Source organism: Methylotenera sp. L2L1, assembly GCF_000744605.1.
GTDB lineage: Bacteria > Pseudomonadota > Gammaproteobacteria > Burkholderiales > Methylophilaceae > Methylotenera.
Genome location: NZ_JQMG01000001.1, coordinates 1,770,471 through 1,795,124, shown reverse-complemented (window position 1 = coordinate 1,795,124; position 24,654 = coordinate 1,770,471). Strand labels below are relative to the sequence as shown.

Annotated in this window: 19 protein-coding genes; 7 read left to right on the top strand and 12 right to left on the bottom strand. The window is 42.3% G+C overall.

Going from position 1 to position 24,654, the window contains the following annotated elements; translation table 11 throughout:
* Positions 1-10 precede the first annotated feature (10 nt).
* The 3 genes from malQ to glgC form a co-directional block, all read right to left on the bottom strand.
* The gene (malQ, locus tag FG24_RS08555) at positions 11-1,513 is read right to left on the bottom strand and encodes a 4-alpha-glucanotransferase (protein WP_036302568.1); all 1,503 of its coding nucleotides are present in this window, start codon (positions 1,511-1,513) and stop codon (positions 11-13) included.
* Between the two features lie 47 nt (positions 1,514-1,560).
* The gene (locus FG24_RS08550) at positions 1,561-3,294 is read right to left on the bottom strand and encodes a glycoside hydrolase family 57 protein (protein ID WP_036302566.1); all 1,734 of its coding nucleotides are present in this window, start codon (positions 3,292-3,294) and stop codon (positions 1,561-1,563) included.
* A gap of 141 nt (positions 3,295-3,435) precedes the next feature.
* Positions 3,436-4,728, bottom strand: coding sequence for a glucose-1-phosphate adenylyltransferase (glgC, locus tag FG24_RS08545; protein ID WP_036302564.1), 1,293 nt, complete (start codon positions 4,726-4,728; stop codon positions 3,436-3,438).
* 180 nt (positions 4,729-4,908) lie between these two features.
* Between glgC and glgB the strand changes: the two genes are divergently transcribed.
* From glgB to FG24_RS08530, 3 genes are all read left to right on the top strand, one after another.
* Positions 4,909-7,131, top strand: a complete 2,223-nt coding sequence (gene glgB, locus FG24_RS08540) for a 1,4-alpha-glucan branching protein GlgB (RefSeq protein ID WP_088178457.1) — start codon at positions 4,909-4,911, stop codon at positions 7,129-7,131.
* 27 nt (positions 7,132-7,158) lie between these two features.
* Entirely contained in the window at positions 7,159-8,817 is a 1,659-nt protein-coding gene (gene pgi / locus FG24_RS08535; protein ID WP_036302560.1) for a glucose-6-phosphate isomerase, read from the top strand.
* Positions 8,818-8,982: 165 nt separating this feature from the next.
* Positions 8,983-9,792, top strand: a complete 810-nt coding sequence (locus FG24_RS08530; protein ID WP_036302557.1) for a polyphosphate kinase 2 family protein — start codon at positions 8,983-8,985, stop codon at positions 9,790-9,792.
* Here FG24_RS08530 and FG24_RS08525 read toward each other — a convergent pair.
* Genes FG24_RS08525 through FG24_RS08510 form a run of 4 tightly spaced genes read right to left on the bottom strand, consistent with a single transcriptional unit; the run spans position 9,789 to position 12,883 of the window.
* Positions 9,789-10,799 carry a S49 family peptidase gene (locus FG24_RS08525; RefSeq protein ID WP_036302556.1) on the bottom strand — a complete coding sequence of 337 codons (1,011 nt, stop codon included), beginning with the start codon at positions 10,797-10,799 and terminating at the stop codon, positions 9,789-9,791. The two genes, FG24_RS08530 and FG24_RS08525, sit on opposite strands and share 4 nt — an antisense overlap.
* A gap of 23 nt (positions 10,800-10,822) precedes the next feature.
* Positions 10,823-11,185 carry a Rieske (2Fe-2S) protein gene (locus FG24_RS08520; protein WP_088178456.1) on the bottom strand — a complete coding sequence of 121 codons (363 nt, stop codon included), beginning with the start codon at positions 11,183-11,185 and terminating at the stop codon, positions 10,823-10,825.
* A 12-nt stretch (positions 11,186-11,197) separates the two neighbouring features.
* Entirely contained in the window at positions 11,198-11,854 is a 657-nt protein-coding gene (locus FG24_RS08515) for an HAD-IA family hydrolase (protein ID WP_036302554.1), read from the bottom strand.
* Between the two features lie 6 nt (positions 11,855-11,860).
* A complete protein-coding gene (locus tag FG24_RS08510; protein WP_036302552.1) occupies positions 11,861-12,883 on the bottom strand; it encodes an RluA family pseudouridine synthase in 1,023 nt (340 codons plus the stop codon).
* A gap of 795 nt (positions 12,884-13,678) precedes the next feature.
* Between FG24_RS08510 and FG24_RS08505 the strand changes: the two genes are divergently transcribed.
* Complete coding sequence (locus FG24_RS08505; protein ID WP_036302549.1) at positions 13,679-16,432, top strand: Rne/Rng family ribonuclease; 2,754 nt, start codon at positions 13,679-13,681, stop codon at positions 16,430-16,432.
* 647 nt (positions 16,433-17,079) lie between these two features.
* On the opposite strand, the gene FG24_RS08500 is transcribed toward FG24_RS08505, so the two are convergent.
* Genes FG24_RS08500 through FG24_RS08490 form a run of 3 tightly spaced genes read right to left on the bottom strand, consistent with a single transcriptional unit; the run spans position 17,080 to position 18,569 of the window.
* Positions 17,080-17,904 carry a sulfite exporter TauE/SafE family protein gene (locus tag FG24_RS08500; protein WP_036302547.1) on the bottom strand — a complete coding sequence of 275 codons (825 nt, stop codon included), beginning with the start codon at positions 17,902-17,904 and terminating at the stop codon, positions 17,080-17,082.
* Complete coding sequence (locus FG24_RS08495; RefSeq protein WP_036302545.1) at positions 17,897-18,244, bottom strand: TIGR01244 family sulfur transferase; 348 nt, start codon at positions 18,242-18,244, stop codon at positions 17,897-17,899. Before FG24_RS08495 ends, FG24_RS08500 begins: the two co-directional genes overlap by 8 nt.
* A gap of 4 nt (positions 18,245-18,248) precedes the next feature.
* The gene (locus tag FG24_RS08490) at positions 18,249-18,569 is read right to left on the bottom strand and encodes an ArsR/SmtB family transcription factor (RefSeq protein WP_036302543.1); all 321 of its coding nucleotides are present in this window, start codon (positions 18,567-18,569) and stop codon (positions 18,249-18,251) included.
* Between the two features lie 99 nt (positions 18,570-18,668).
* Here FG24_RS08490 and FG24_RS08485 point away from each other — a divergent pair, with 99 nt between their 5' ends.
* The 3 genes from FG24_RS08485 to FG24_RS08475 are packed head-to-tail and all read left to right on the top strand — an operon-like array spanning position 18,669 to position 20,234.
* The gene (locus tag FG24_RS08485; protein ID WP_036302541.1) at positions 18,669-19,364 is read left to right on the top strand and encodes an MBL fold metallo-hydrolase; all 696 of its coding nucleotides are present in this window, start codon (positions 18,669-18,671) and stop codon (positions 19,362-19,364) included.
* A 4-nt stretch (positions 19,365-19,368) separates the two neighbouring features.
* Positions 19,369-19,794, top strand: a complete 426-nt coding sequence (locus FG24_RS08480) for a YeeE/YedE family protein (RefSeq protein ID WP_036302540.1) — start codon at positions 19,369-19,371, stop codon at positions 19,792-19,794.
* A 29-nt stretch (positions 19,795-19,823) separates the two neighbouring features.
* Positions 19,824-20,234 carry a DUF6691 family protein gene (locus FG24_RS08475; protein ID WP_369797030.1) on the top strand — a complete coding sequence of 137 codons (411 nt, stop codon included), beginning with the start codon at positions 19,824-19,826 and terminating at the stop codon, positions 20,232-20,234.
* 124 nt (positions 20,235-20,358) lie between these two features.
* Here the strand turns inward: FG24_RS08475 and parC are convergent, their stop codons facing one another.
* The gene (parC, locus tag FG24_RS08470; protein ID WP_235189744.1) at positions 20,359-22,632 is read right to left on the bottom strand and encodes a DNA topoisomerase IV subunit A; all 2,274 of its coding nucleotides are present in this window, start codon (positions 22,630-22,632) and stop codon (positions 20,359-20,361) included.
* A gap of 11 nt (positions 22,633-22,643) precedes the next feature.
* Positions 22,644-24,629, bottom strand: a complete 1,986-nt coding sequence (locus tag FG24_RS08465; protein WP_036302535.1) for a DNA topoisomerase IV subunit B — start codon at positions 24,627-24,629, stop codon at positions 22,644-22,646.
* Positions 24,630-24,654 lie beyond the last annotated feature (25 nt).

The following is a 24,654-nucleotide window of genomic DNA, read 5'->3' as shown; positions in this document are numbered from 1 at the left end:
GCAATCCCTACTAACGCCCAGATTGAGAGATAGCAATACGAATCGACTCTTTTTGCGCTGGCGTTAACTGCTGCCAGCCAAATCGCCAGTGCCAATTTCCTGTGACAGTGCCCGGCGTATTCATGCGATGTTGACCATTTAATTGCAAGATATCCTGCATAGGAACAATTGCTAACAATGCCTTACTCTCCAAGGCCAACTCAATCAAATCATTAGGCATTTTCGGCTCATGCCCCTCGGCATGCGTTGCAGCTAAATACGCATGCAGATTTCCACGCTGATAATCATCCAATCTGTTATACCAACTTAAAGTCGTATCATTGTCATGCGTACCTGTATATACCACACTATTTTCTGAAATATTCTCAGGTAAATATGGGTTATCACCTGCACCGCTAAACGCAAATTGCAGAATTTTCATGCCTGGTAAATGGTATTTTTTTCTCAGTTCATCAACTTCTAGCGTGATGATACCCAAGTCTTCAGCAACCAGATTAATCTCCGGCAAGGCTTGCTTGATCGCGCCTAGCAACGCATCACCCGGCGCCAGCACCCACTCACCATTAATCGCAGTTTCTTCTGTTGCAGGAATCTCCCACGCGGCTTCCAACCCTCTAAAGTGATCGATACGCACAATATCGAACAACTCACCTTGTGTTGTCATGCGAGAAACCCACCAGCTAAAGCCATCTTGCTGCATGGCCTCCCAATTGTAATGCGGGTTTCCCCAACGTTGGCCTGTTTCAGAGAAATAATCGGGCGGTACCCCTGCCACTACGCTGACTGTTTTATCCGCATTCAATTTAAACAAATCAGAATGCGCCCAAACATCAGCACTGTCGAAAGCTACAAATATTGGAATATCGCCAAATAATGCAATACTTTTCTTGGTGGCATACTTTTTCAGCGCAAGCCATTGAGTAAAAAACACAAACTGTGCAAATTTAACCACTGCAATTTCATGTGCTAACTGTACTTGCGCTTGTTCAAGTGTTTTCTGATCACGATTCTTATAAAGTTCTGGCCAATCACTCCAGCCAGCGTCGTTGAAGTGATGTCGCAAGGCCAGAAATAATGAGAAATCATCTAACCAACTCGCCTGTTTTTTACAAAACCGCGCAAACGCTTGATGAAATTTTTTGTGTTCTGGCACGTCTTCAGATTGTTGACTGAAGTTAAGGTAGGCCTTGTCGAGTAACGCTAATTTACTGGTAATTAAACCCGCGCAATCTTCTTTTGTCAGCAGCCCTTGAGACTGTAGTGATTCCAAACTAATAAAATCTGGATTGCCCGCATGCGCAGATAGGCATTGATAAGGTGAGTTATCTGCATGGGGCATATTAATCGGCAAGGTTTGCCAAACACCAGCGCCTATTTCATGTAAAAAATCAATAAACCGATAAGACTCAACGCCTAAATCACCCGTATAAAAAGCGCTTGGTAAAGAACTAATATGTAATAACACACCGGCTTGGCGCTGATTTAAAAGTGATGCTTGAGTCTGTAACGTCATAAATACCTACTTAATTATTAAGGGCATTGAAACTTAAACAGTGTTAATCATTCCTGTCCACGTCTCATTGTGCCTGCGTTATCTGCATTACCACCGCCGGCGCTTATCTTATGATGCAGGGCATCTGGTATTGGTTCGCCAAGCAGTGTGTATAAATTTATTAAATTGCGACGGTAAAGTTGATCAAAACTGGCAACACTGTCGGATGAGTTGTAATCCCCAAACCACCAGAACCAATCAGAACCTTCACAAATAGCCAACTGGCGTTCAACAGCCTCTAACTGCGGTTTATTTAAGGCATTTCTGGCCAACACTTTGTCATACGTTTTCTTAGCTGCACACAGTAAATCCCAAGCCAAATTCTTATCTTTACTACCTATCCAAGTGCTAAAAGTACCGTAGACCCAGCTACCCGCTGCAATCTGTGGCAAGACCTGTGCGGATAATCCCTCATCAATCGCATTATTGGCTTGATACATATCAACGATATCACTAAAAGTTGTCATTTCAATGTCAGGATGATTTGCCAACGCCGCATACAACTCATTGAGGAAATAAAAACCATTATATGGAAAGTACTCCCAAGCATTTTCACCATCTAAAATCACACTGACTATCTTCGATGTACTGCCGTGATTACCGATTTGAATATGTTCTAGGGTCTGAACAAAATCATTCACAGCGTCATTTGAATGCATTTTTGCGTATTCAAAACCGATTTTGTCTGACAGCTGGTCATCCCTGAAGAAACATAAAATATCACTCTGACCATTAGTCACGCGGTAAGGTTGATATAAGTAATCATGTTTATTATCTGCACTTAATTGCGACTTCAATAAACTATTGGCCAGCACACCTTGCCCAGTAGCAGCCCAATCTAAATGATGCTCGGCCATTAAAGAAAGTGCAGCATGAGAAACAGCCCCTTCAGCAGGCCACATACCGCGTGGGCTAGCACCAAAATAGTGCTCATGCGCCTTTTTAGCAGACATAATATGTGCAACAGATCGGCTTTGCCCACCAGCATACTGCTTACTCTCAGGTAATGGCGCATTGGGCATTGCGTCTAATGTAGATTTAAAATCTAGCAGCAAAGGTAGGATTGGGTGGTAATACGGTGTGGTAGAAATCTCGATTTGTCCACTTTGCATCAATGCTTTATAACGTGGTATCAAACCAGAGATAGTTTCTGCAATGACCTCAAATAATTGCAGCCGCTCTTCGTGCGTAAACAATACACCTTTAGCCATCAGTGCCTGCACGACTGGACTCGTGAGACGTAAGCTCTCACCGCACCAAGCCAAGTGATACCAAACCAGTAAATCTGCCTTATATTGGCCAGACAGATAATGAAATTGATTATTGGTCATCATCGGCTCTACCAACTGATACATTTGCAACAAGCGCTGGTAATGCGGAAACGGACTCAGCATTTTTTCGTGATGGCTTTTAAAGCAACTCTGCACAATCAAATCGCATTCATTATTGCTAATGTCAGCAAGATTTTCTTTGGCTAACAAAGCAAGTAATGGATCGCGAATCGTGTTTTCTTTAAATTGCTGAGCATAATCATCCAATTGCTCTAACAAAATAGGCACAAAGTTAAAACTAACACGTGCTTTAGGATTGACCTCAAGGTGATATGCCATGTCACTGTAATCTTTAATAGCATGCAAATATGTCCATGGCAGGACATATTCATTGGTTGCCAAATCTCGGTAGTCTGGCTGATGCATATGCCAGTAGAGATTGAGAAATAACTTTGGACGAGCAGTATTCACTTCAGCAGAAACCTTAAACGATTAAAATTAAAACAACAAATACGTCAATGAAGACAGCGCATGATTAGAGAATTTAACCAATATAAACAAACGCCATCTTCTTAGATGCATGAATAACAAGACACATACACAATAAATCTTTTATACCACACGATATAGATCTTGACCCAACATATCAGGAGTCACTAACACGATGCCTTTTTCTGACACATAAAAACGCTCTGCGTCTAATGCCAGATTAACACCAATCTCCATTCCTTCAGGAATCACACAACCTCTATCCACAACGACATTTTTCAGCACAACATGCCGGTTAATCGTTGCCTTAGGCAAAATCACAGACCCATCAATATTGGCGTAACTATGTACACGTACATCTGAAAACAGCACAGTGTTGGTAATGCACGAGCCACTAATCAAACAACCACCTGAAACAAGAGAGTCTGTCGCTTTACCGGTACGTCCCTCATCTCTAAATACAAACTTAGCAGGTGGCAACTGCTCTTGATAAGTCCAGATCGGCCACTCTCTATCGTATAAATTAAGCTCAGGAATCACTTTCGTTAACTCCATATTAGCTTCCCAATAAGCATCAATCGTACCAACATCACGCCAATAGTAATTGCCGTTTTGTGCGCCTACACAACTATCAGTAAATCGGTGTGCCTGAATTTTATATTTTTTAATAATGTACGGAATAATGTCACCACCAAAATCATGGCTAGATTTAGAGTCACCTGCATCACGAATCAGTTGCTCGTACAAGAATTTTGCGTTAAATACATAAATACCCATGCTTGCAAAAGCTTTAGTTGGGTCGCCAGGCATATGTTTAGGATTAGCTGGTTTCTCTGCAAACTCCACCACTCTATCGGTATCGTCTACCGCTAGCACACCAAAGCCTTTAGCGTCCTCTAACGGTACATTAATGCATGCAACTGTCATGTCAGCATTGCTACGCACATGCGTCGCTAACATCTTACCGTAATCCATTTTGTAAATATGATCGCCAGCGAGAATCAACACGTATTCCGCACCGCCCTCACGCAAAATATCTACATTTTGGTAAACGGCATCCGCTGTCCCTTTGTACCACTCTTCAGATATCCGCTGCTGAGCTGGTATGATGTTAACGTATTCATTGAATTCGCCGCGCAAGAAACCCCAACCACGTTGAATGTGTTGTATTAGGCTTTGGGCTTTATATTGTGTGGCTACGTTAATACGGCGAATGCCAGAATTAACGCAGTTTGATAGTGGGAAATCAATAATTCTAAACTTTCCACCAAACTGTACAGCAGGCTTTGCACGCCAATCAGTTAAGCTTTTTAAACGACTGCCTCGACCACCCGCTAAAATCATCGCGACGGTGTTTTTGGTTAAGGTACTAATAAAACGATCTGAATTTTGGTCCGCTTGTCGGGTTTGCGACATGATGCCCTCCTGAAGTTTGTTAGTTACTTAATTTGCGCCAGCTGGGCTCTCTAGCTTATTTTACGTACGACTGCTTTCGTTTACATTATAATCAGCTTAAAGCACTATAATCTAGCTAAATATAGTGCAAAAAATAGAAATAAAAGCTAAAAACCTTAAAATTATTAGGGAAGTGATATTTTGGTAAAATCTAAATCAATTCAGGCATCGTCTAAAGCTCACGCGAATGCCCTTCACCGTATTTTAGAAGCGCGTCATCACGACCCTTTCAGCTTTTTAGGGCAACACGCAGTCCATATTGATAACCATCAGCTTTATGCTTACCGTGCTTTTTTGCCATATGCCACTAGCGTTAAATTAAAAGTTGGCAAATCATGGGTAGATTTAGATAAAACGCACCAAGATGGCTTATTTGAATATTCATGCGAAACTGCTTTTACCGCACCATGCCTGCTTCAAATTACAACTGGCGACCAAACATACGAAACCCATGACCCCTATAGTTTTAGCTCTAGCATCACACAAGATGAGCTTTATCTATTTGGTGAAGGCCGCCTAAAACTTGCATACAAAACGCTGGGTGCACAATGCATCACGCAAGATAATGTCGCTGGAGTCCGTTTTGCCGTTTGGGCACCTAATGCTGAGCGTGTAAGCGTCATTGGTAGCTTCAACAATTGGGATGGTCGCATTCATTCGATGCGCACACATGGCTCTAGCGGCGTTTGGGATATATTCATCCCAAACTTAACAACAAATGACACTTATAAATTTGAAATCAGAAATCGCCACACAGGCAACATTTTAGTTAAAACAGACCCCTATGGCTTTGAGTTCGAGCCGCGCCCAGGCACAGCTACAAAAATCAGCACCAGCAACCACCAATGGGAAGACAAAGAGTGGTTAGCGTCACGCAAAAAACGTGACTGGCTGCATGCACCATTCAACTGCTACGAAGTTCACCTAGGCTCATGGCAACGCAACGACAAAGGGCATTTCTTAACTTACCGAGAGTTAGCGAAAACGCTAGTGCCGCACGTAGCGACAATGGGCTATACGCACGTTGAGCTACTACCCATTTCAGAACACCCACTCAATGAATCGTGGGGTTATCAAACCACCGGTTACTTTGGTGTCACTAACCGATTCGGTTCACCCGATGATTTGCGTTTTTTAATCGATGCGTTCCACCAAGCCAATATCGGTGTGATATTAGACTGGGTACCGGGGCATTTTCCTAAAGATGATTGGGCACTAGCGCGCTTTGATGGCACCGCACTGTACGAGCACGAAGACCCACGCCTAGGTGAACACCAAGATTGGGGCACTTATATTTTCAATTACGGCCGCAATGAAGTCCGTAACTTCTTAATTAGCAATGCTTATTTTTGGCTTCAAGAATTCCACATCGATGGCTTACGTGTAGATGCGGTAGCCTCCATGCTCTACCTTGATTACTCACGCAACCCAGGTGAATGGCTGCCAAACAAATTTGGTGGCAGAGAAAATCTGGATGTGATTGATTTCTTAAAACAACTGAACATTATGGTCGGGGAAGATTTTGCAGGGGTGCTAACCATTGCAGAAGAGTCAACTGCATGGCCGATGGTATCTCGCCCTGTCTATCTAGGCGGGCTTGGTTTCAGCATGAAGTGGAATATGGGCTGGATGAATGACACATTGTCATATATCGAAAACGACCCTGTACATAGGCGCTACTACCATGACAAACTGACTTTCGGTCAGCTTTACGCCTACTCTGAGAATTTTGTATTGCCGTTCTCACACGATGAAGTCGTCCATGGTAAAAAATCGTTATTAGACAAAATGCCAGGTGACTCTTGGCAAAAATTCGCAAATCTACGTTTATTAACGACTTACCAAATGACCACACCGGGTAAAAAACTCAACTTTATGGGTAATGAGTTTGGACAAGGTCGTGAATGGAACGTCAACAGCAGCTTAGACTGGCATCTGCTCAATGACAGCTACGCAGGCAGTCAATGGCACCAAGGTATTCAACAACTACATACAGACCTGAACCGTCTCTATAAAGAAGTAAACGCGTTACACACGCTAGACTTTGAAGCACACGGTTTTGATTGGATTGACTGCCACGATACAGAACAATCAATTATCAGTTACGTAAGGCGTGGATTAGACAATAGTTTTGTTATAATAGTGCTGAATTTTACGCCTGTGTTACGTAATGAATACCGTATTGGTGTTCCTCAAGCTGGTAGTTACTCAGAAATATTTAACAGTGATGCAAGTTGCTATGGCGGTAGTAATAAGGGGAATGGCACAGGTATGCATACAGAAAACATACCTTGGATGCATCATGGTCAATCACTTGTCATCACCCTGCCACCTTTAGCTGGTATCGTTTTAAAAATACAATAACCTATTGAAAATAAAGTACTAAAATAAATGGCTAGACTTAACAAACACCCTGTATGGCAACTACTTTGTCAACATCAAGAGAAAATAGCATCACTCCATATGCGCGATATATTCGCCAATGACGCGGATCGCTTTAGTAAATATAGCCTTAAATTTTCTGACATACTGCTCGATTATTCAAAACACCGCATTACGGACGAATCATTGCCATTACTGTTCCAAATGGCGCGCGAAGCCAATGTTGAAGAATGGCGCGATAAAATGTTTGCCGGTGAAAAAATCAATATCACCGAAAATAGAGCGGTATTACACACTGCCCTACGTAATCGTGCCAATACCCCAGTGATGGTAGATGGCCATGATGTGATGCCTGATGTAAACGCTGTACTAGCCCAAATGCGCGAATTCTCAGACAAAGTACGCAATGGCACTTGGTTAGGCTACACAGGTAAACGCATTACAGATATTGTGAATATTGGTATTGGTGGCTCTGACCTCGGCCCGGTTATGGTATGCGACGCATTAGAACCATATGCAAGCCCTGAGCTAAAAGTACACTTTGTGTCTAACATTGATGGCGCACATCTAATGCGCGCACTGAATGTTTGCAACCCAGAAACGACGCTTTTCATCGTTGCATCTAAAACATTCACCACTCAAGAAACCATGACCAATGCACATTCTGCGCGTGCATGGTTTTTAAAAGCTGCAAAAGATGAAGCACATGTGCCTAAACACTTTGTAGCCCTTTCCACCAACGCAAAAGCAGTGCAAGATTTCGGTATCGACACTGCTAATATGTTTGCATTCTGGGATTGGGTTGGCGGGCGCTACTCACTATGGTCTGCCATTGGTTTATCAATCGCGCTATACGTAGGCATGGATAATTTTGAAGACCTACTCACCGGTGCTTTTGAAATGGATGAGCATTTTAAAAATGCCCCATTAGAGCAAAACATGCCAGTGATCATGGCCTTAGTTGGTGTTTGGTATAACAACTTTTTCCATGTGGATTCACAAGCGATTTTACCCTACGATCAAGGTTTATCTCGCTTTCCAGCATATTTGCAACAAGCGGATATGGAAAGTAATGGTAAGTTTATTTGCCGTGATGGTAGTCGCGTATCTTACAAAACTGGCCCAGTGGTTTGGGGTGAAGCTGGTACCAATGGACAGCATGCGTTCTATCAGTTAATACATCAAGGAACACAAATTGTACCTGCTGACTTCTTGATTCCGGTACATAGCCACTACAAAGTAAGTAGTAATGGTTATGCGCATCACAAAATACTGTTGGCAAACTTCCTGGCACAGACGCAATCACTGATGTTAGGAAAAACAACCGAGCAGGCACGTGCTGAGCTAGAGAAACAAGGTCTATCAGGTGAAGCGCTAGAGCAGTTATTACCGCACAAAACATTTGAAGGTAATCGCCCGACCACCTCAATCTTGTTTGACAAGTTAACGCCAAACACCTTGGGTAAATTAATCGCACTATACGAACATAAAATCTTCGTACAAGGCATTATTTGGGATATCAACAGCTACGATCAATGGGGTGTTGAATATGGCAAGCAAATTGCACAGCAAATTTTGCCACAACTCACCAACGATGAAGTGGTAGGTAATTACGATAGCTCTACCAACGGTTTGATTAATTACACTAAAGCGCTTAAACCAGACTAAGCAAAACTCGACTCATTCATTTCATTAAAATGACTAAGTCCTGACTTTAATTTGGTTTTATTTGCTATGATAAAAGCCCAGTGACACATCTCGCTGGGCTTTTTGTTATCTGGAATTAAGCCCGCTTAAACATCAAACATACTGAGCATACTATTTAAGAAAACTATGGCAAACCTTGATAAATATCGTGTGAACCCTAATAAATTCTCGCTCAAAGACTTTGATACTAAAGATAAAACCGAGCGCAGCGGCAGCAAAGAGGAGAACGAAGCCGCACTGTATGAGTTGGCAAGCGAAATTAATGCGCTCCAAGACATCCTGCACGCTGAGGGAAAGCACAAAGTACTGCTGATTCTGCAAGGGATGGACACTAGCGGCAAGGATGGCACAGTACGCCATGTATTCAGAGAAACCGACCCTTTAGGTATACGCGTGGCAAGCTTTAAGGCACCAAGCAGCGAAGAGCTAGCGCACGACTACCTATGGCGCGTCCACCAACAAGTACCTCGTACCGGTGAATTGGTAATTTTCAACCGTAGCCATTATGAAGACGTGCTGATTGTCAAAGTACACAAATGGATTGATGATGCTGAATGTAAACGTAGATATGCTCAAATCAACGACTTTGAGCGCTTGCTGGCAGAAACTGGCACCACTATTATTAAGTGTTTCTTACATATTTCCAAACAGGAACAAAAAAAGCGCCTGCAAGAGCGCTTAGATAATCCAACTAAAGCTTGGAAATTCAATCCGAATGATTTAAAAGAACGCGAGCTATGGCCAGACTATACAGACGCCTACGAGCAAGCAATCAAGGCGACGTCTACCGAACATGCGCCTTGGTACATTGTGCCAGCTGACTCAAAAACTAACCGGAACCTGCTCATTTCCAGATTGCTACTCAATACACTGAAAAAATTAGATTTGAACTACCCCCCAGTACCAGAGGCGTTCAAATCTATCGTCATTGATTAACGCAATCTAATTTCACCAGAATCAACTAACTGCTTTGAAATCACTTCACCAATTGCTGTGCTCACACTAGCGCCAATACGTTTAGCAATGCGGCTAGCAAAATCATCTTGATAGGTAAAGTCTACGATTTCTTCCTGCTTGATAATTTCTCGCGCAACATAATTCGCACTGCCTACCGCATCAGCCAAACCGATTTTGATGCTCTGCTCACCACTCCAGAATAAACCACTGAACGTTTCTGGTGTTTCTTTCAAGCGCGCACCTCTACCTTGGCGTACCACTGTTTTAAATTGCTCATGAATTTCATTTAGCATCGCTTGCGCTAACTCTTGATGCTTAGGGTTCACTGGTGAGAACGGATCCAACATGGCTTTATTTTCACCGGCTGTCATCAATCGGCGCTCTACGCCTACTTTCTTCATCGCCTCAGTGAAACCGTAGCCATCCATTAAAACGCCAATTGACCCTACAATACTCGCTTTATCTACATAAATTTTATCGGCTGCCGCGGCAATATAATAGCCACCTGATGCACAAATATCCTCTACCACTGCGTATACAGGAATATTAGGGTGCAGCTTCTTCTGACGTCTGATCTCATCATTGATAATCCCAGCCTGAACAGGGCTACCACCTGGACTATTGATTCTTAAAATAATCCCCTTCGTACCTTTACTTTCATAAGCATCATTCAAGCTAGCCATCACAGCATCTGCCGTCACATCACCACCAGCTTGAATAACGCCATTAATTTCAATTAAAGCGGTATGTTCATCAAACGTTTTTTTATCGTCACCAAACACACCTAACAGTATGAGTAACAAAATAAGGATATAACTAAATGTCAGCCCTTTAAAAAAAGTACTCCAGCGACGTGCTGTTTTTTGTTCACTTAGTGCCGCTGTTGCTAACTTCTCAATCACATTGCGTTGCCAAGTAGCATCTTCTATCGCTGTTGGCTTAACGCCTGTATTGGTGTCTACCGTTTGTTGATTCTGCTCAGTCATTTTTAACTCACCTGTGTTTTATTTTATTTAGTAATAGACGTTATATTGATAATAATTTTTTGATTTTGTTCAATCAATTCAATAGGCGTTAAGCGCTTGCCTTTACATGGTCCCATGATACAAAAACCATTGTCTGGGCGATAATGTGCACCATGTGTAGCACATATTAGATAGTCACCTTGTGAGGTAAAAAAGTCACCTTCGTTCCAATCTAACTCTACAGAGACATGTGCGCATTGGTTCACATATGCATAAGGTAATTGATTGAATCTCACCACAAACCCTGTTGCAAACTCACCTAGTGCTGGCAGTGGAAACCTAACACCCTTACCGCCATCCTGCACTGCAGAACTTTCAATCACAACCACATCCTGTTCAATCGTCATCGTGCTGATTCCTTAGGCGTACTCTAGTAACCATTGGCTCAAATTAGAAAAGTCATCAAACTGCTCAATAGGATCAAAGTGTTGCCATTGTTCTGCCGGTTGCGCACCATAAGTCACACCGACTGAACTAACACCTGCATTTTTAGCCATCTGCAAATCATAACTGGTATCACCAATCATCAAAGTACGCTCAGGCAACACAACTAAGTGATCCACTAGCTCATCAAGCATTTGTGGGTGCGGCTTTGAAAAACACTCATCCACAGTGCGCGTGGCATGAAACTGCCGTCCTAAACCCGAATGCTCTAACGCAAAGTTAAGCCCTCTACGCCCTTTACCTGTTGCAACTGCCAATTTAAAACCACGTTTATTTAACTCAACAATGGTGTCTGTAGCGCCAGAAAACAAGACAATCTCACTCTCTTCAGCATAATAATTAGCGTTATATTGCGCAGCAAGCGCCCGCGCCTGTGTTACTGGGATATCTCCGTATAACGCATGGATAGACTCACGTAAACCAAGACCGATAATACTACTCGCAGCTTCTCGCGTGATGGCTGGCAAACCTACCTGCTCTGCTGCTTTTAAAATGGCGTTAACAATCATCCCTGTAGAATCAGCTAAAGTACCATCCCAATCCCACACAATTAAATCAAACTTCTTTGGCATTACAAATTACTCTTTCTCTAACTTTAGTAAAAATTTATTTAACTCTGGTGGCGTTGGTGCAATTAACTCTAACTTTTCAGCAGTTAAAGGATGGCGGATTTTAGTCACCGATGAATGTAAGAACATGCGCTTAAGGCCATGTTTGATTAAAGCCTTATTTAAAGAAAAATCACCATACTTATCATCGCCAACAATCGGAAAACCCAAATGCGATAGCTGTACGCGCAATTGATGCGTTCTACCAGTGACCAACTGTGCCTCTAACAAACTGAATTTACCCACTGATGGGCTGTTAAAGTTCTTAAGCAGCCGAAACATAGTTTCTGAAGTTTGGCGTTCACCAAACTTGTCTTTTGAAACATCAGTTACCACATTCACACGGCGCTCGCCGTTAGGCAGCACATATTTCTGCAAGTCCAACACAACACGTTTTTTTGGCTCTAACCATTCACCTTGCACCAACATCAAATAGCGTTTGTCGGTTTGATTGTTACGAATCGCTTCGTGTAATGCAACCAATGCGCTTCTTTTTTTAGCTAGCATCAATACGCCAGAGGTTTCTCTATCTAAACGATGCACCAATTCCATAAACTTAGCACGTGGGCGCTCTAGGCGTAATTGCTCAATCACGCCACGGCTAATGCCACTACCTCCATGCACAGCAAAACCAGCGGCTTTATCGATGACTAGCATGGCATCATCTTCATAAATGATCGCCTGCTCAAATTTTGAGGTTGCTGGTACTGCAGACTCTGTTTTCTCAACCGCTGTTGAACGCGTAGGTGGCACTCTGACTACATCACCCAAACTTAAGCGAAAGTCTGCATTAATACGCTTTTTATTTACACGTACTTCGCCACTACGCAAAATACGGTAAACGTGGCTTTTAGGAACTCCCTTTAATGTTTTAGTCAGAAAATTATCTACGCGCTGACCCTCACTTGCTTCATCTACTGTTAAAAATGCAGCAGCAGACTCGCTCACTGTAGATACTGGATTGCCTTGCTCATGTGTAATTAAATTGTTCATGCTTTGCTTAAATGGTTGATGTAGCTTATACTCTGCGAATTCTTATGAATTTAACAAATTAAATCACAGTTAAATTCTTGATAAGAATACAATTATTGAATATAAATACATCTAATCAAGACAATTGCTTGCACTTGATGTGTTTGTTAATAATAGTGACAACTAAATACTTGGTTAACACCGCTCGCCACATTATAAAGTAGCGGTAAGTAAAAATTAGCGCTCAAGCCGCCGCAGACAAATAAACATAAAGCGCGACTTAAAGTGAAAAGTTAAATTTGGCACATTATTTAATCAGCTCATAAGCCATTAAATAATTTAGACAAATTAGAATTTACTAAAGATAGAATTTTAACGAATTTAAGCTGCAACTGGCAGAATACTTGGCCACATTTAAGCATAAATTTAACAATAAATTTGCTTTAACGAATAAATAAACATGTTTTAGCATGATTAACATCTGCCAAAACAACAAAACTAGACGATTCAATCTCACGCAGTCCAATTGACCGAATTGATGAATCTATATATGTAGGGTGAAAGTAGTACCCAAGGTACGATTATCCGCCCATGTCTTTTCAGTAAGACTTCGTTAATTTGCACCATTGTTACATTGCAAATCGTTAACGCCTCTAGCTCATCATTACACTATGAGCTTGATTCAAAGGCTTAATTCATCTGACACATCGTGTCGTTTTAGTACAAATTCAGCACTTTCACTTTAAATATAGCTTTTAAGCATTGCATCACTTTATGCATTGTGTCTGTCCGCCTTGCTACGCTTAGGAGCAAACAATGAAACGCATGTTATTTAATGCAACGCAATCTGAAGAATTACGCGTTGCGATTGTAGATGGACAAAAACTGATCGATTTAGATATCGAACACGCTGGTAAAGAACAACGTAAAAGCAATATTTACAAAGGTGTCATTACTCGGATCGAACCTTCGCTAGAAGCTGCATTTGTGGATTACGGCCAAGACCGCCACGGCTTTTTACCATTTAAAGAAGTAGCTCGCAGCTACTACAAAGAAGGTGCTGATGGCCGCGCACGCATCCAGGATGCGTTAAAAGAAGGTCAGGAATTAATCGTTCAAGTGGATAAAGACGAGCGCGGCAACAAAGGCGCGGCACTAACCACATTTATCTCTCTAGCTGGCCGTTATTTGGTGTTGATGCCAAACAATCCACGCGGAGGTGGTGTATCACGTCGTATTGAAGGTGAAGACCGTGACGAACTACGTGACGTATTAGCACAACTTGAAGTACCAAAAGGCATGAGCATCATCGCGCGTACGGCTGGCATTGGCCGCAACGCAGAAGAGTTGCAATGGGATTTAAACTACCTCACACAGTTATGGTCTGCGATTGATGGTGCTTCTGCCATGCAAGCTGGTGCTTATTTAATCTACCAAGAAGGCAGCTTAGTGATTCGCGCAATCCGTGATTACTTTAGCTCAGATATTGGTGAAATCTTGATTGATACACCAGACATTCATGAGCAAGCTGTACAGTTTATGAACCACGTCATGCCAAGCAATGTAGCACGTGTGAAATTGTACCAAGATGAAATTCCTCTGTTCACACGCTTCCAAATCGAACACCAAATTGAGTCAGCGTTCGCACGTGAAGTGCGCTTACCATCAGGCGGCGCGATCGTGATTGACCATACAGAGGCTTTAGTTTCTGTAGACGTTAACTCAGGCCGTGCAACACGTGGTACTGATATTGAAAATACCGCATTCAACACAAATCTTGAAGCTGCTGAAGAAGTAGCGCGCCAATTACGTTTACGTGACTTAGGCGGCTTGGTAGTCATTGACTTTATTGACATGGAAAATCAGCGTAATCAACGTGAGGTTGAAAATGCGCTACGTGATGCATTACATGCAGACCGTGCACGTGTGCAAACAGGCAAGATCTCGCGTTTTGGCTTACTTGAGCTATCACGCCAACGCCTACGCCCTAGCCTAGGTGAAACTAATCATATCCCTTGCCCACGCTGCCATGGCACTGGACATATTCGCGGTATTGAATCAACTGCACTACATATCTTACGCATCACGCAAGAAGATGCGATGAAAGAAAACAGCGCGATTATTCAAGTGCAATTGCCAGTTGAAGTAGCTACATTCTTACTCAATGAAAAACGTGCTGATATCCATAAGATTGAAGAACGCATGGGTGTAGAAGTGGTGTTGATTCCAAACATCCATCTTGAAACTCCAAATTACAATATCATTCGCATCAAGCATGATGATGTTAACGAAGATACAAGCAAAGCAAGCTACCAAATGGTAGAGCTTCCTTCAGAAACAACTTATGTCACTAAAGCTGCTGAAGAAGCTAAAGCAGTAAAACCTGTTGCTGCGGTTAAAGGCATCACACCAACTGCGCCAGCACCGATGTCAGTTGAAAAGGTTGAGCCTAAATTATCACTATTCGCTAGAATCAAAAAATTCCTTGGTTTAGGTGAAAAATCAGAATCTGAAAAAGCTGCTGATAAATCTAGTGATGCACGTCGCGATCATCCTCGCAACAACCGCAACCGTAACGAGCGTAATCGTAACCGTAACGAGCGTAATCGTAACGAGCGTGGCGACAAAAATACAAACCAAGAACGCGCGCCAAAAAATGCTGAGCAAAAAACACAAGAGTCTCGCCAAGTAGAAGCGAAGCCACAAGAGCTGCGTCAGCAAAAGCCTCAGCAACAACGTAATGATAATCAACGTCATGACAACAAAAACCAAGAGTCAACACGTAACATTGCGCAAGCAAATACTGGAGAAGCGTCTGCAAATGAATCTACAGAACAACGTAGTGAACGCAGTAGCCGCCGTAACCGTAACAACCGCCGCAACCGTCGCGACCGTGATGAAAATGCAACTCGCGACAACACCCGCACGTTTGTACCTAATGATGAGATCAACACGACTCCATCAACAAACGCGGTTGAAGTCACTAGCGTAGCTAAGAGTGTTGAACCAGCCGTTGCAACAACAAGCAATAACGCAACAGCTAAAGCTGACACTGCGCCTGCAAACGTACTAGCAGATAAGGCTCCTGTAGCTTCAACATCTGCGCAAGCGACAGAAACTAAAGCAAAAGAAGCTACTATTCAAGAGAGCGCTCCAGTGACTGCTGTGAATAGTGCAGAAGTTACGGCATCTGAATCTGCACCTGTGGAAAAAGAAACTAAGAAATCTAAACCACAAAAAAATGCCGCGAATAAAGCTGCATCGAGCAACAAAGATGCTGTCGCTGGTAGTGACACCCAAGCTACAGATGCAAATGTTGCTGAGGCTGCTGAAAGCAAGACTGAGAAGAAACGCCCAGCTCGCCCACGCAAAGCGAAAGCTGAGCCAAAGAAAATCGATCTGACAGATTCAGGCTTACAACTGGTTGAAACAAAAGCAGATGCAGCTAAAGTAACAGCAGCTGTTGAAGTTGAAAAACGTAGTGCTCGTAAACCAGCCTCTTGGCAAAAAGAGAAAAAAGAAGAAGCAAATAGTGAGCCTTTAGTGATGGTAGAAACTCAGAATAAATAGTTCTTTGTTCGCTTAAATCATTCTGTAGTTTTAAATCATAAAGCCCGATTAGTCGGGCTTTATGATTTTATAAGACGCATATTAAAAATGCATACAAACATAAACTAAACTTTATAACAAACAAGGCCACGACGCGCTTTAAATATACAAAATGCAATAATTTATTTACAAATTGCAAGCTAAAAATCATCAAAAATTGGCTAATTTTTTCAAAAAATAGGTTGACTTATACACACTATTTTAATGTTTAACATTAAGTGTCTAAAAAACCTATACAAATCAAAGGCAAAAACTTAAACCATTGATTTATATATAATAAATTAATAGTGTAAAGTTTGAGCTTTTAAAAAAAAGCCTTATAAATTGGTAAGTTACGGATAATAACCACAAGTAATCACAGAGTTATCCACAGATTTTGTGGAATATATTTTAAATGTTACCAAGTTACAAATTCAGAAGTACATTAGCCTATATCGGGTCACATTTGCCTCAAATGACACATTTTTGGAAATCAAATATATAGCACTTTATTTTTTAGATTGATCACCGATTTGATTACTGATTAGATAGCGCCTAGCTGCTACGTTAAAATATTTCGCAAAGTAGACATGATTACCAAAGCTTAATATCTTCTGCCCACGCTTAAACTACAAAATGCTAGTCATTAACCTCAGTAACATAATGAGTGCGATGAATAAACTGATTATCCCAAACGTCAGCTTAGATTGGAACTTTGAAATTCTTTGTGAGAGTAGTCTGCCCATTAAACTACCAACAAAGGCAGCTAAAACAAATGGAATAGCAATATCCCAATCAATAACTGCATAGCTCGCATAAGAAACCACCCCCACTAGTGCAACTAACGATGTCATTGTTAATGATGTAGCAACAATCATGCGATGCTCTAGGTTACTGATTTTTAAAAGGCTAGGCATGACCACAAACCCACCGCCAATACCTAGCAACCCTGATAACAAACCCGCAGCAGACCCTGTTAATAATAAACGTTTGGTGCATGATGCTGTCCAAAACAACCTAGAGGTTGCTGGATTCACTTCGCATGGTGTTGGTTGGGTAATAAAGAGAGTATCTTGCAAGTAGTTGGAGCTCTTGGCTGTAATTAGTGCTTGCAAGCCGACATAGAATAGCACTAAAGTAAAAATCACCTGCAACCAAAGAGATGGTGCTTTTTGTGCGAGAAAAACTCCCAACGGTGCAATTAAAACGCCCATCAAGGCTAAAAGCGTAGCTGCTTTATATCTCACAATACCTTGCTTTAATCCAATGACTGCAGCTAGCCCTGCTGCTACGGAAACAGCTAACAATGCAATCGGCGCTGCATCTTTAATCCCCATGTTAAAAAAATACATCAGCAATGGCAACGATAAGATGGCACCTCCTGCACCTGTGATAGCCATCAAAAAGCCGATGACTAAACCCAGTAGAATTGCAGTTAGATTAGGATCAACCATGATTTTCTAATGCTAACTTACACATCGTTGATGCACGATTGCCTGTTTTGCAAAATCCTAATATTGGCTTGGGCGCTTTTGCATAAGCCTCTCTAAACGTCTCTAACTGGTGAGGTTGAATCTTATTAGGAATCACAGGAATATGCACATAAGTAACTCCATGGCTAAGCGCAACAGCTTCTAAAGCTTCACTTTTGGGTTGCTCAGCGCCACCTTCATGATCAGGTCGATTGTTGATAATTGTTTTAAAACCTAAGCTGACAATTTCTGCAATATCATCCACTGCAATTTGGCTGGTATAACTAAAATCTTTATTTAGCTGATTAATCATTAATGTCATTTTTCTAATCTCCAGATTTCATACAAATTTCTTGGTAAAGCACATTCATAATAGCCAATGCTGATGTGCTAGATATCATGTAATAGATAGACTTACCTTCTCGACGTGTACTGACCAAATTAGCATTTCTTAGTACAGTTAATTGTTGTGATAAGGTTGGTTGCTTAATCGCTAGAATTTCTTCTAGCTCACTTACTGATTTTTCACCTTGTGATAACTGACATAAGAGCATTAAGCGATCACTATTCGCCATCACCTTTAATAAACTCGTTGCAAGCTCTGCAGAGGCTCTCAGCTTTTCGAAATTAACTTCTTGTATTTGCATCTTCACAAAACTCTATTTAAATATATTATATTTAATTATATAATATTTAATTATATAATATTAAGTTACAATATAACAACTGCTTTTGAAAGGAATATCATGTTTAAGCAATTTTATGATGATGCCTCATCTACACTTACTTACCTAATCGCTGACTTAACCAGTAAACAAGCAATCTTAATTGACCCTGTTACCGATAATATTGATGAGTACCTTGCAATGATCAATAAGCATCAATTGACCTTAGTTTACTCATTAGAAACGCATGTGCATGCAGACCATATTACAGGTGGCGGGAAACTAAAGTCGATAACAACGGCAAAAACTGCGGTTAGCAAAGACTGTGGTGCGGAAACTGCAGATATTCAGCTAAAGGATAATGATGTCATTACGTTCGGCGATGAAGAAATACAGGTGATTGCCACTCCTGGTCACACTGCAGGTAGCGTCAGCTTCTTATGGAAAGATCGACTGTTTACTGGTGACAGCTTAATGATTAATGGTTGCGGAAGAACCGACTTTCAAAGTGGAGATGCTGGTATCTTATATGACAGCATCTCCACTAAACTTTTTACTTTAACAGATGAAACTTTAGTCTACCCAGGGCATGATTACAACGGTAGGCGTGTCAGTTGTATCGCACAGGAAAAACTAACTAACTCACGTTTAGCCAATCAATCAAGAGAAGCATTTATTGAGATTATGCGAAACTTAAATCTACCTAAACCTACCATGATTGATATTGCCGTACCCGCAAACCGAAAATGCGGCGTGCCGGAATCACAGCAAGGATAAAGCAATGGAAAATTTCACGCCTATACAATCTCTAATCGGTGGTTTGCTTATTGGGTTGTCTGCATCCATCCTAGTGCTATCAAGCGGAAAAATTGCTGGCATCAGCGGTATTGTTGCCGGTTTAATGCAATTCAAAAACACGCCAAAACACCACTATTTGTGGAGAGTATTGTTTATAACAGGCTTACTTATCTCCAGTTATCTCTATGCCCTATTTACACCTTTACCAGTATCAGAGATTTCCGCCTCTTACTCTACACTGGTTATCGCAGGGCTATTAGTAGGCTTTGGTACAAGAATGGGCGCTGGCTGCACAAGTGGTCACGGTATATGTGGGCTAAGTAGGTTATCTTTGCGCTCACTACTAGCTACCATGAGTTTTATGCTTTCAGGATTTGTCGTTACCTATTTATTGATACATGTGATTTAAAAATGGAAATAATCTAAATGATGAAAAATATGATTATATTAATTGCTGGTGTTATCTTTGGTATAGGCCTTATTCTTTCAGGGATGACTAATCCATCTAAAGTGATTGGTTTCTTAAATATTATGGGCAATTGGGACCCTAGCTTAGCCTTTGTGATGCTAGGTGCTATATTGGTTGGGGTGTTTGGCTTTAGAAAAGCTGAAAAAACAAATACAACGCTATTTAATGAGCCCATTCACTTACCAGAAAAAACACATATTACTAAAGAACTGATTATCGGCAGTTTTATATTTGGCGCAGGTTGGGCACTTGCTGGATTCTGTCCGGGGCCAGCAATCGTTGCACTAGGCGCTGGGTATAGGGAAGCCATTATTTTTGTCGTTACCATGTTGTTGGGAATGCTAATCCACGACAATTTTTACGAGAAGTTAAAAAAATAATTGTGTGCTGGTGAAGAGAGTTGAGTTCTATGAGCATTCACTCAGTTGATGCTTTATTAAGACAATAAAGCATCAACTAACGATCACCACTGTACACACAAAGGCATGAGATTTCAGATTAACGCTAAAACAGACCCGCTTGTTTTCTTATGACAGGTTTACTATCAAGCACGGAAAAGCCCTTTCTAGCACGCTTAGATAAATACTTAAACAACACTTCTCCATCAATTACCTTAGTTTTGTTTTTCACTACAATAGCGGCAGACTGCCCATCACTTAACTCAATGCGAGACAATGACACCTTGTCTGGTATATCCATGATTCGCACGCCTTTACCGCCATTTGGATACTCATTCACTTCACTGACAGGGAAAACCAGCAGCTTGTTCTCTGATGAGGTCACAGCAATATGTGTGCGCTCGTCCAGTTTAATCGGTTGCAGAATAATTGCCTTATCTTCTGGCTTCATGAAAGCCTTACCCGCTTTGGGTCTTGCTACCAAGCCTTTTAAAGGTGCAATGAATCCGTAACTGTTGGAAGTGGCAAACAAGTATCTATCATCATCCTTACCTGAAAGCGCATGGACTAATTTAGCGCCATTCTGCACCTCGATAATAGAGCTAATTGGTATGCCATCGCCTTTGCCCCCAGGCACTGTAGATGCATCAAATGCGTAGCATCGACCACTAGTATCAAGCAACACAATTGGCAGCACCGTACGCGTCTCTATCACGGCAAACTCACCATCACCAGCTTTCCAAGTAATGGAATCACGCTCGACACCATGACCTTGCCTTGCGCGAATCCAACCATTTTTAGATAACAATATAGTCACAGGCTCATCCACGACAAAGGCTTTTTGCCCACCCTGCGCACGCTCTACTGGTTCAATCAAGGTACGACGATCATCACCATATTTCTCAGCATCTTGCTTAATTTCTTTTGCGGTCAATCTACGTAACTTGGTATCGCTACCTAAAATCGTTTGCAAACCATCCGCTTCTTCACGCAAGTCTTTTAGTTCTTTTTCAATCTTAAAGCCTTCCAGCCTAGCTAACTGGCGCAAGCGAATTTCCAGAATATCCTCCGCTTGTATCTCACTTAACTGAAATGCTGCTATCAAATCGGTTTTAGGCTCATCCGAATTACGGATAACTTTAATCACTTCATCAATATGCAGAAAGGCAATCATGCGCCCTTCCAGAATATGGATGCGTTTATTGATTTTATCTAAATCAAACTGGCAACGTCTGCGCACTACATTCAGCCTAAATGCAATCCACTCTTTAAGAATAGCAATCATGCCTTTTTGTGCGGGACGTCCATCTGTACCAATCATCACCATATTGACTGGGCATGACACTTCCATACTGGTATGCAGCAACAGAAAAGCCATCAACTCATCACTGGAGACCTTGCTGGTTTTAGGCTCGATAATCAGGCGTACGTCTTTCTTACCCTCACTCTTGACCGTATCTATCATGCTCAGGGCTGACTGCTTTACCAGTAATTGGTCTTGATCAATCGTCTTTTTATCTTTTTTCGGCTTCGGGTTTGAGATAGCAAGAATCTCATCCTGTATCGTTTCCACAGAAACGCCGTGTGGAAGCTCATGAATAATGATGCGCCACTGGCCTCGTGCCATTGGCTCTACTATCCAGCGTGCACGTAGCCTTAATGAACCACGCCCTATTTCATACGTAGAAAGAATATCCGCAGTTTGTGTAATTAATTGGCCACCACCAGGGAAATCTGGGCCAGGCACATGCTGCATGAAATCCGCAGTGGTGCAGTTTGGATTTTCCATAATATGTAGCACAGCGTTTGCAATCTCGCGCATATTATGCGGCACCATTTCAGTCGCCATACCCACGGCAATACCAGAGGCGCCGTTCAACAGCATCATCGGCAAACGTGCCGGTAGCAGCACTGGTTCTTGAAACGCCCCGTCATAGTTACTTTGAAAATCTACAGTGCCGCGGTCAATCTCAGACAATAGTAAATCGGCAATCGGCGACAAACGCATTTCGGTGTAGCGCATCGCAGCTGCGCCGTCACCATCACGTGAGCCAAAGTTACCCTGTCCGTCAATCAATGGATAACGTAATGTAAAGTCTTGCGCTAAACGCACCGCAGCCTCATAAGCAGAGCTATCACCATGTGGATGGTACATACCTAACACGTTACCCACCACACGCGCAGACTTCACGGGCTTAACGCCAGCCACTAAGCCCATTTCTTTCATTGCGTATAGAATGCGGCGTTGCACTGGTTTCTGGCCGTCTTCAACAGAAGGTAAAGCACGCCCTTTCACCACAGATACGGCATAAGCTAAATAAGCTTCCTCTGCATATTCACCAATGGGTACTGCATTTTCTTCGTTATTATTTTCTAACATTCCTGTATCCATTAAACATCCGCCTCCACATCATTACCGCGACGTTCCATCCACTCTTTCCTAGCTGCTGACTCATTCTTTGCCATTAACATATCGAACATTTTAAGTGCACCGCCCACCTCACCTTCTGGCAAACGCACTTGTATCAAACGTCGTGTATCCGGGCAAAGCGTCGTTTCCCACAACTGCTCCGGGTTCATTTCACCTAACCCTTTAAAACGCTGAATGCTCAGCTTTTCTTCAGCAATACCTTCACGTTTTAGCTTTTCTATCATCGACATTTTTTCTACATCATCTGACACGTAAATTTTACGTAAAGGCTTGTTCTTGCCTTGTGCTGGCACGTCAATACGATACAGCGGCGGTTGGGAGATATACACATGCCCACGCTCGATCAGCTTAGGTGCATGTCTTAACAGCATGGTAAGCAGCAAAACCTGAATATGCGAGCCATCTACATCCGCATCAGACAATATGCACAATTTACCGTAGCGCAGGCCAGAAAAATCCGGGTTATCTTTTAGTGTATGCGGCTCGATACCTAAGGCCACAAAAATGTCATGCACTTCTGAGTTAGCAAATATGCGTCCAGCGTCTACTTCCCAAGTGTTTAACACCTTACCGCGCAGTGGCAATAAAGATTGAAACTCATTGTTTCTGCCCATCTTTGCGCTGCCGCCCGCCGAATCACCTTCTACCAAAAACAGCTCGGCTTCCATGGTGCCCGCTGCCTCACAGTCGGTTAACTTGGCTGGCATCAGGTTGATACCCGTGGTTTTACGCTTCTCAATTTTCTGTGTGGATTTATTACGGGCAGCTGCCGTACGGTTAACTAAGTCAGAAATACGTTTGGCATGATCTACATTCTGCGTCAGCCAATTTTCCACCATCGGCTTAATCGCAGAAGCCACCATTTTCATGGCATCACGATTCGTCAGCTTTTCTTTGGTCTGCCCCTGAAATTGAGGATCTAATACTTTTGCTGCCAATACATAGTAAACGTTATTCCAAACATCTTCCGATGAGACTTTTACACCACGTTGCATCATGCTGTGATGCTCCATGAACGATTTAACCGCCTCAAACACCCCGTTACGCATGCCAGCCTCGTGCGTGCCGCCAGAGAGCGTAGGAATCAGGTTCACATAGGACTCACCTCGTCCGCCACCAGCACCGAAAGATAATGCCCATATCGCACCCTCACCTTTCGAGATTCCATCCGTGTTGTCCTGATGATAAAACTCACCGGAGATTATTGGGATAGGCACTTCATCATCCTCAACTTCACGTTCACCGATCAGCTCATCCAAATATTGTGGCAAGCCATCCGCATAAGTCCATGAGCGCTCTTCGAAACCATCAGCACTTTCAATAGAAAGTGTCACGCTAACACCGCGTAGCAATACGGCTTTTGATTTAATCAGGTGTTCTAACTGCTGAATGGAAACTTTTGGCGAGTCAAAGTATTTAGGGTCTGGCCAACACTTTACTGTGGTGCCAGTGTCGCGCTTCAGACACTTTCCAACCTCTTTTAAGGGCTCGATGCAGTTGCCATTTTCAAAGATAAGGCCATGAACCTTGCCATCACGCTTAACTTTTACCTCTAATCGTGTAGATAATGCATTGGTGACAGAAACACCTACACCATGTAATCCACCAGAAAAACGATACGAACTGTTTTCATCCTCTTTATCAAACTTACCGCCCGCATGCAGCTGCACAAATACAAGCTCAACCGCTGGCTGCGTTTCACCCTTAGGAATCTCTACAGGAATACCACGACCATTATCAGATACCTCAACCGCACCATCCTTGAAAATGGTGACATAAATACTGGTAGCATGGCCACCCAACGCCTCATCTGCCGCGTTGTCTATCACTTCTTGAACAATGTGAGTAGGTGAGTCAGTTCGGGTGTACATACCAGGTCTGGCACGCACGGGCTCTAATCCTCTTAGTACCTTTACCGAATCTGCGTCGTATTCTTTTTCTGCCATCGATCTAACCTTTTGTATTGATATT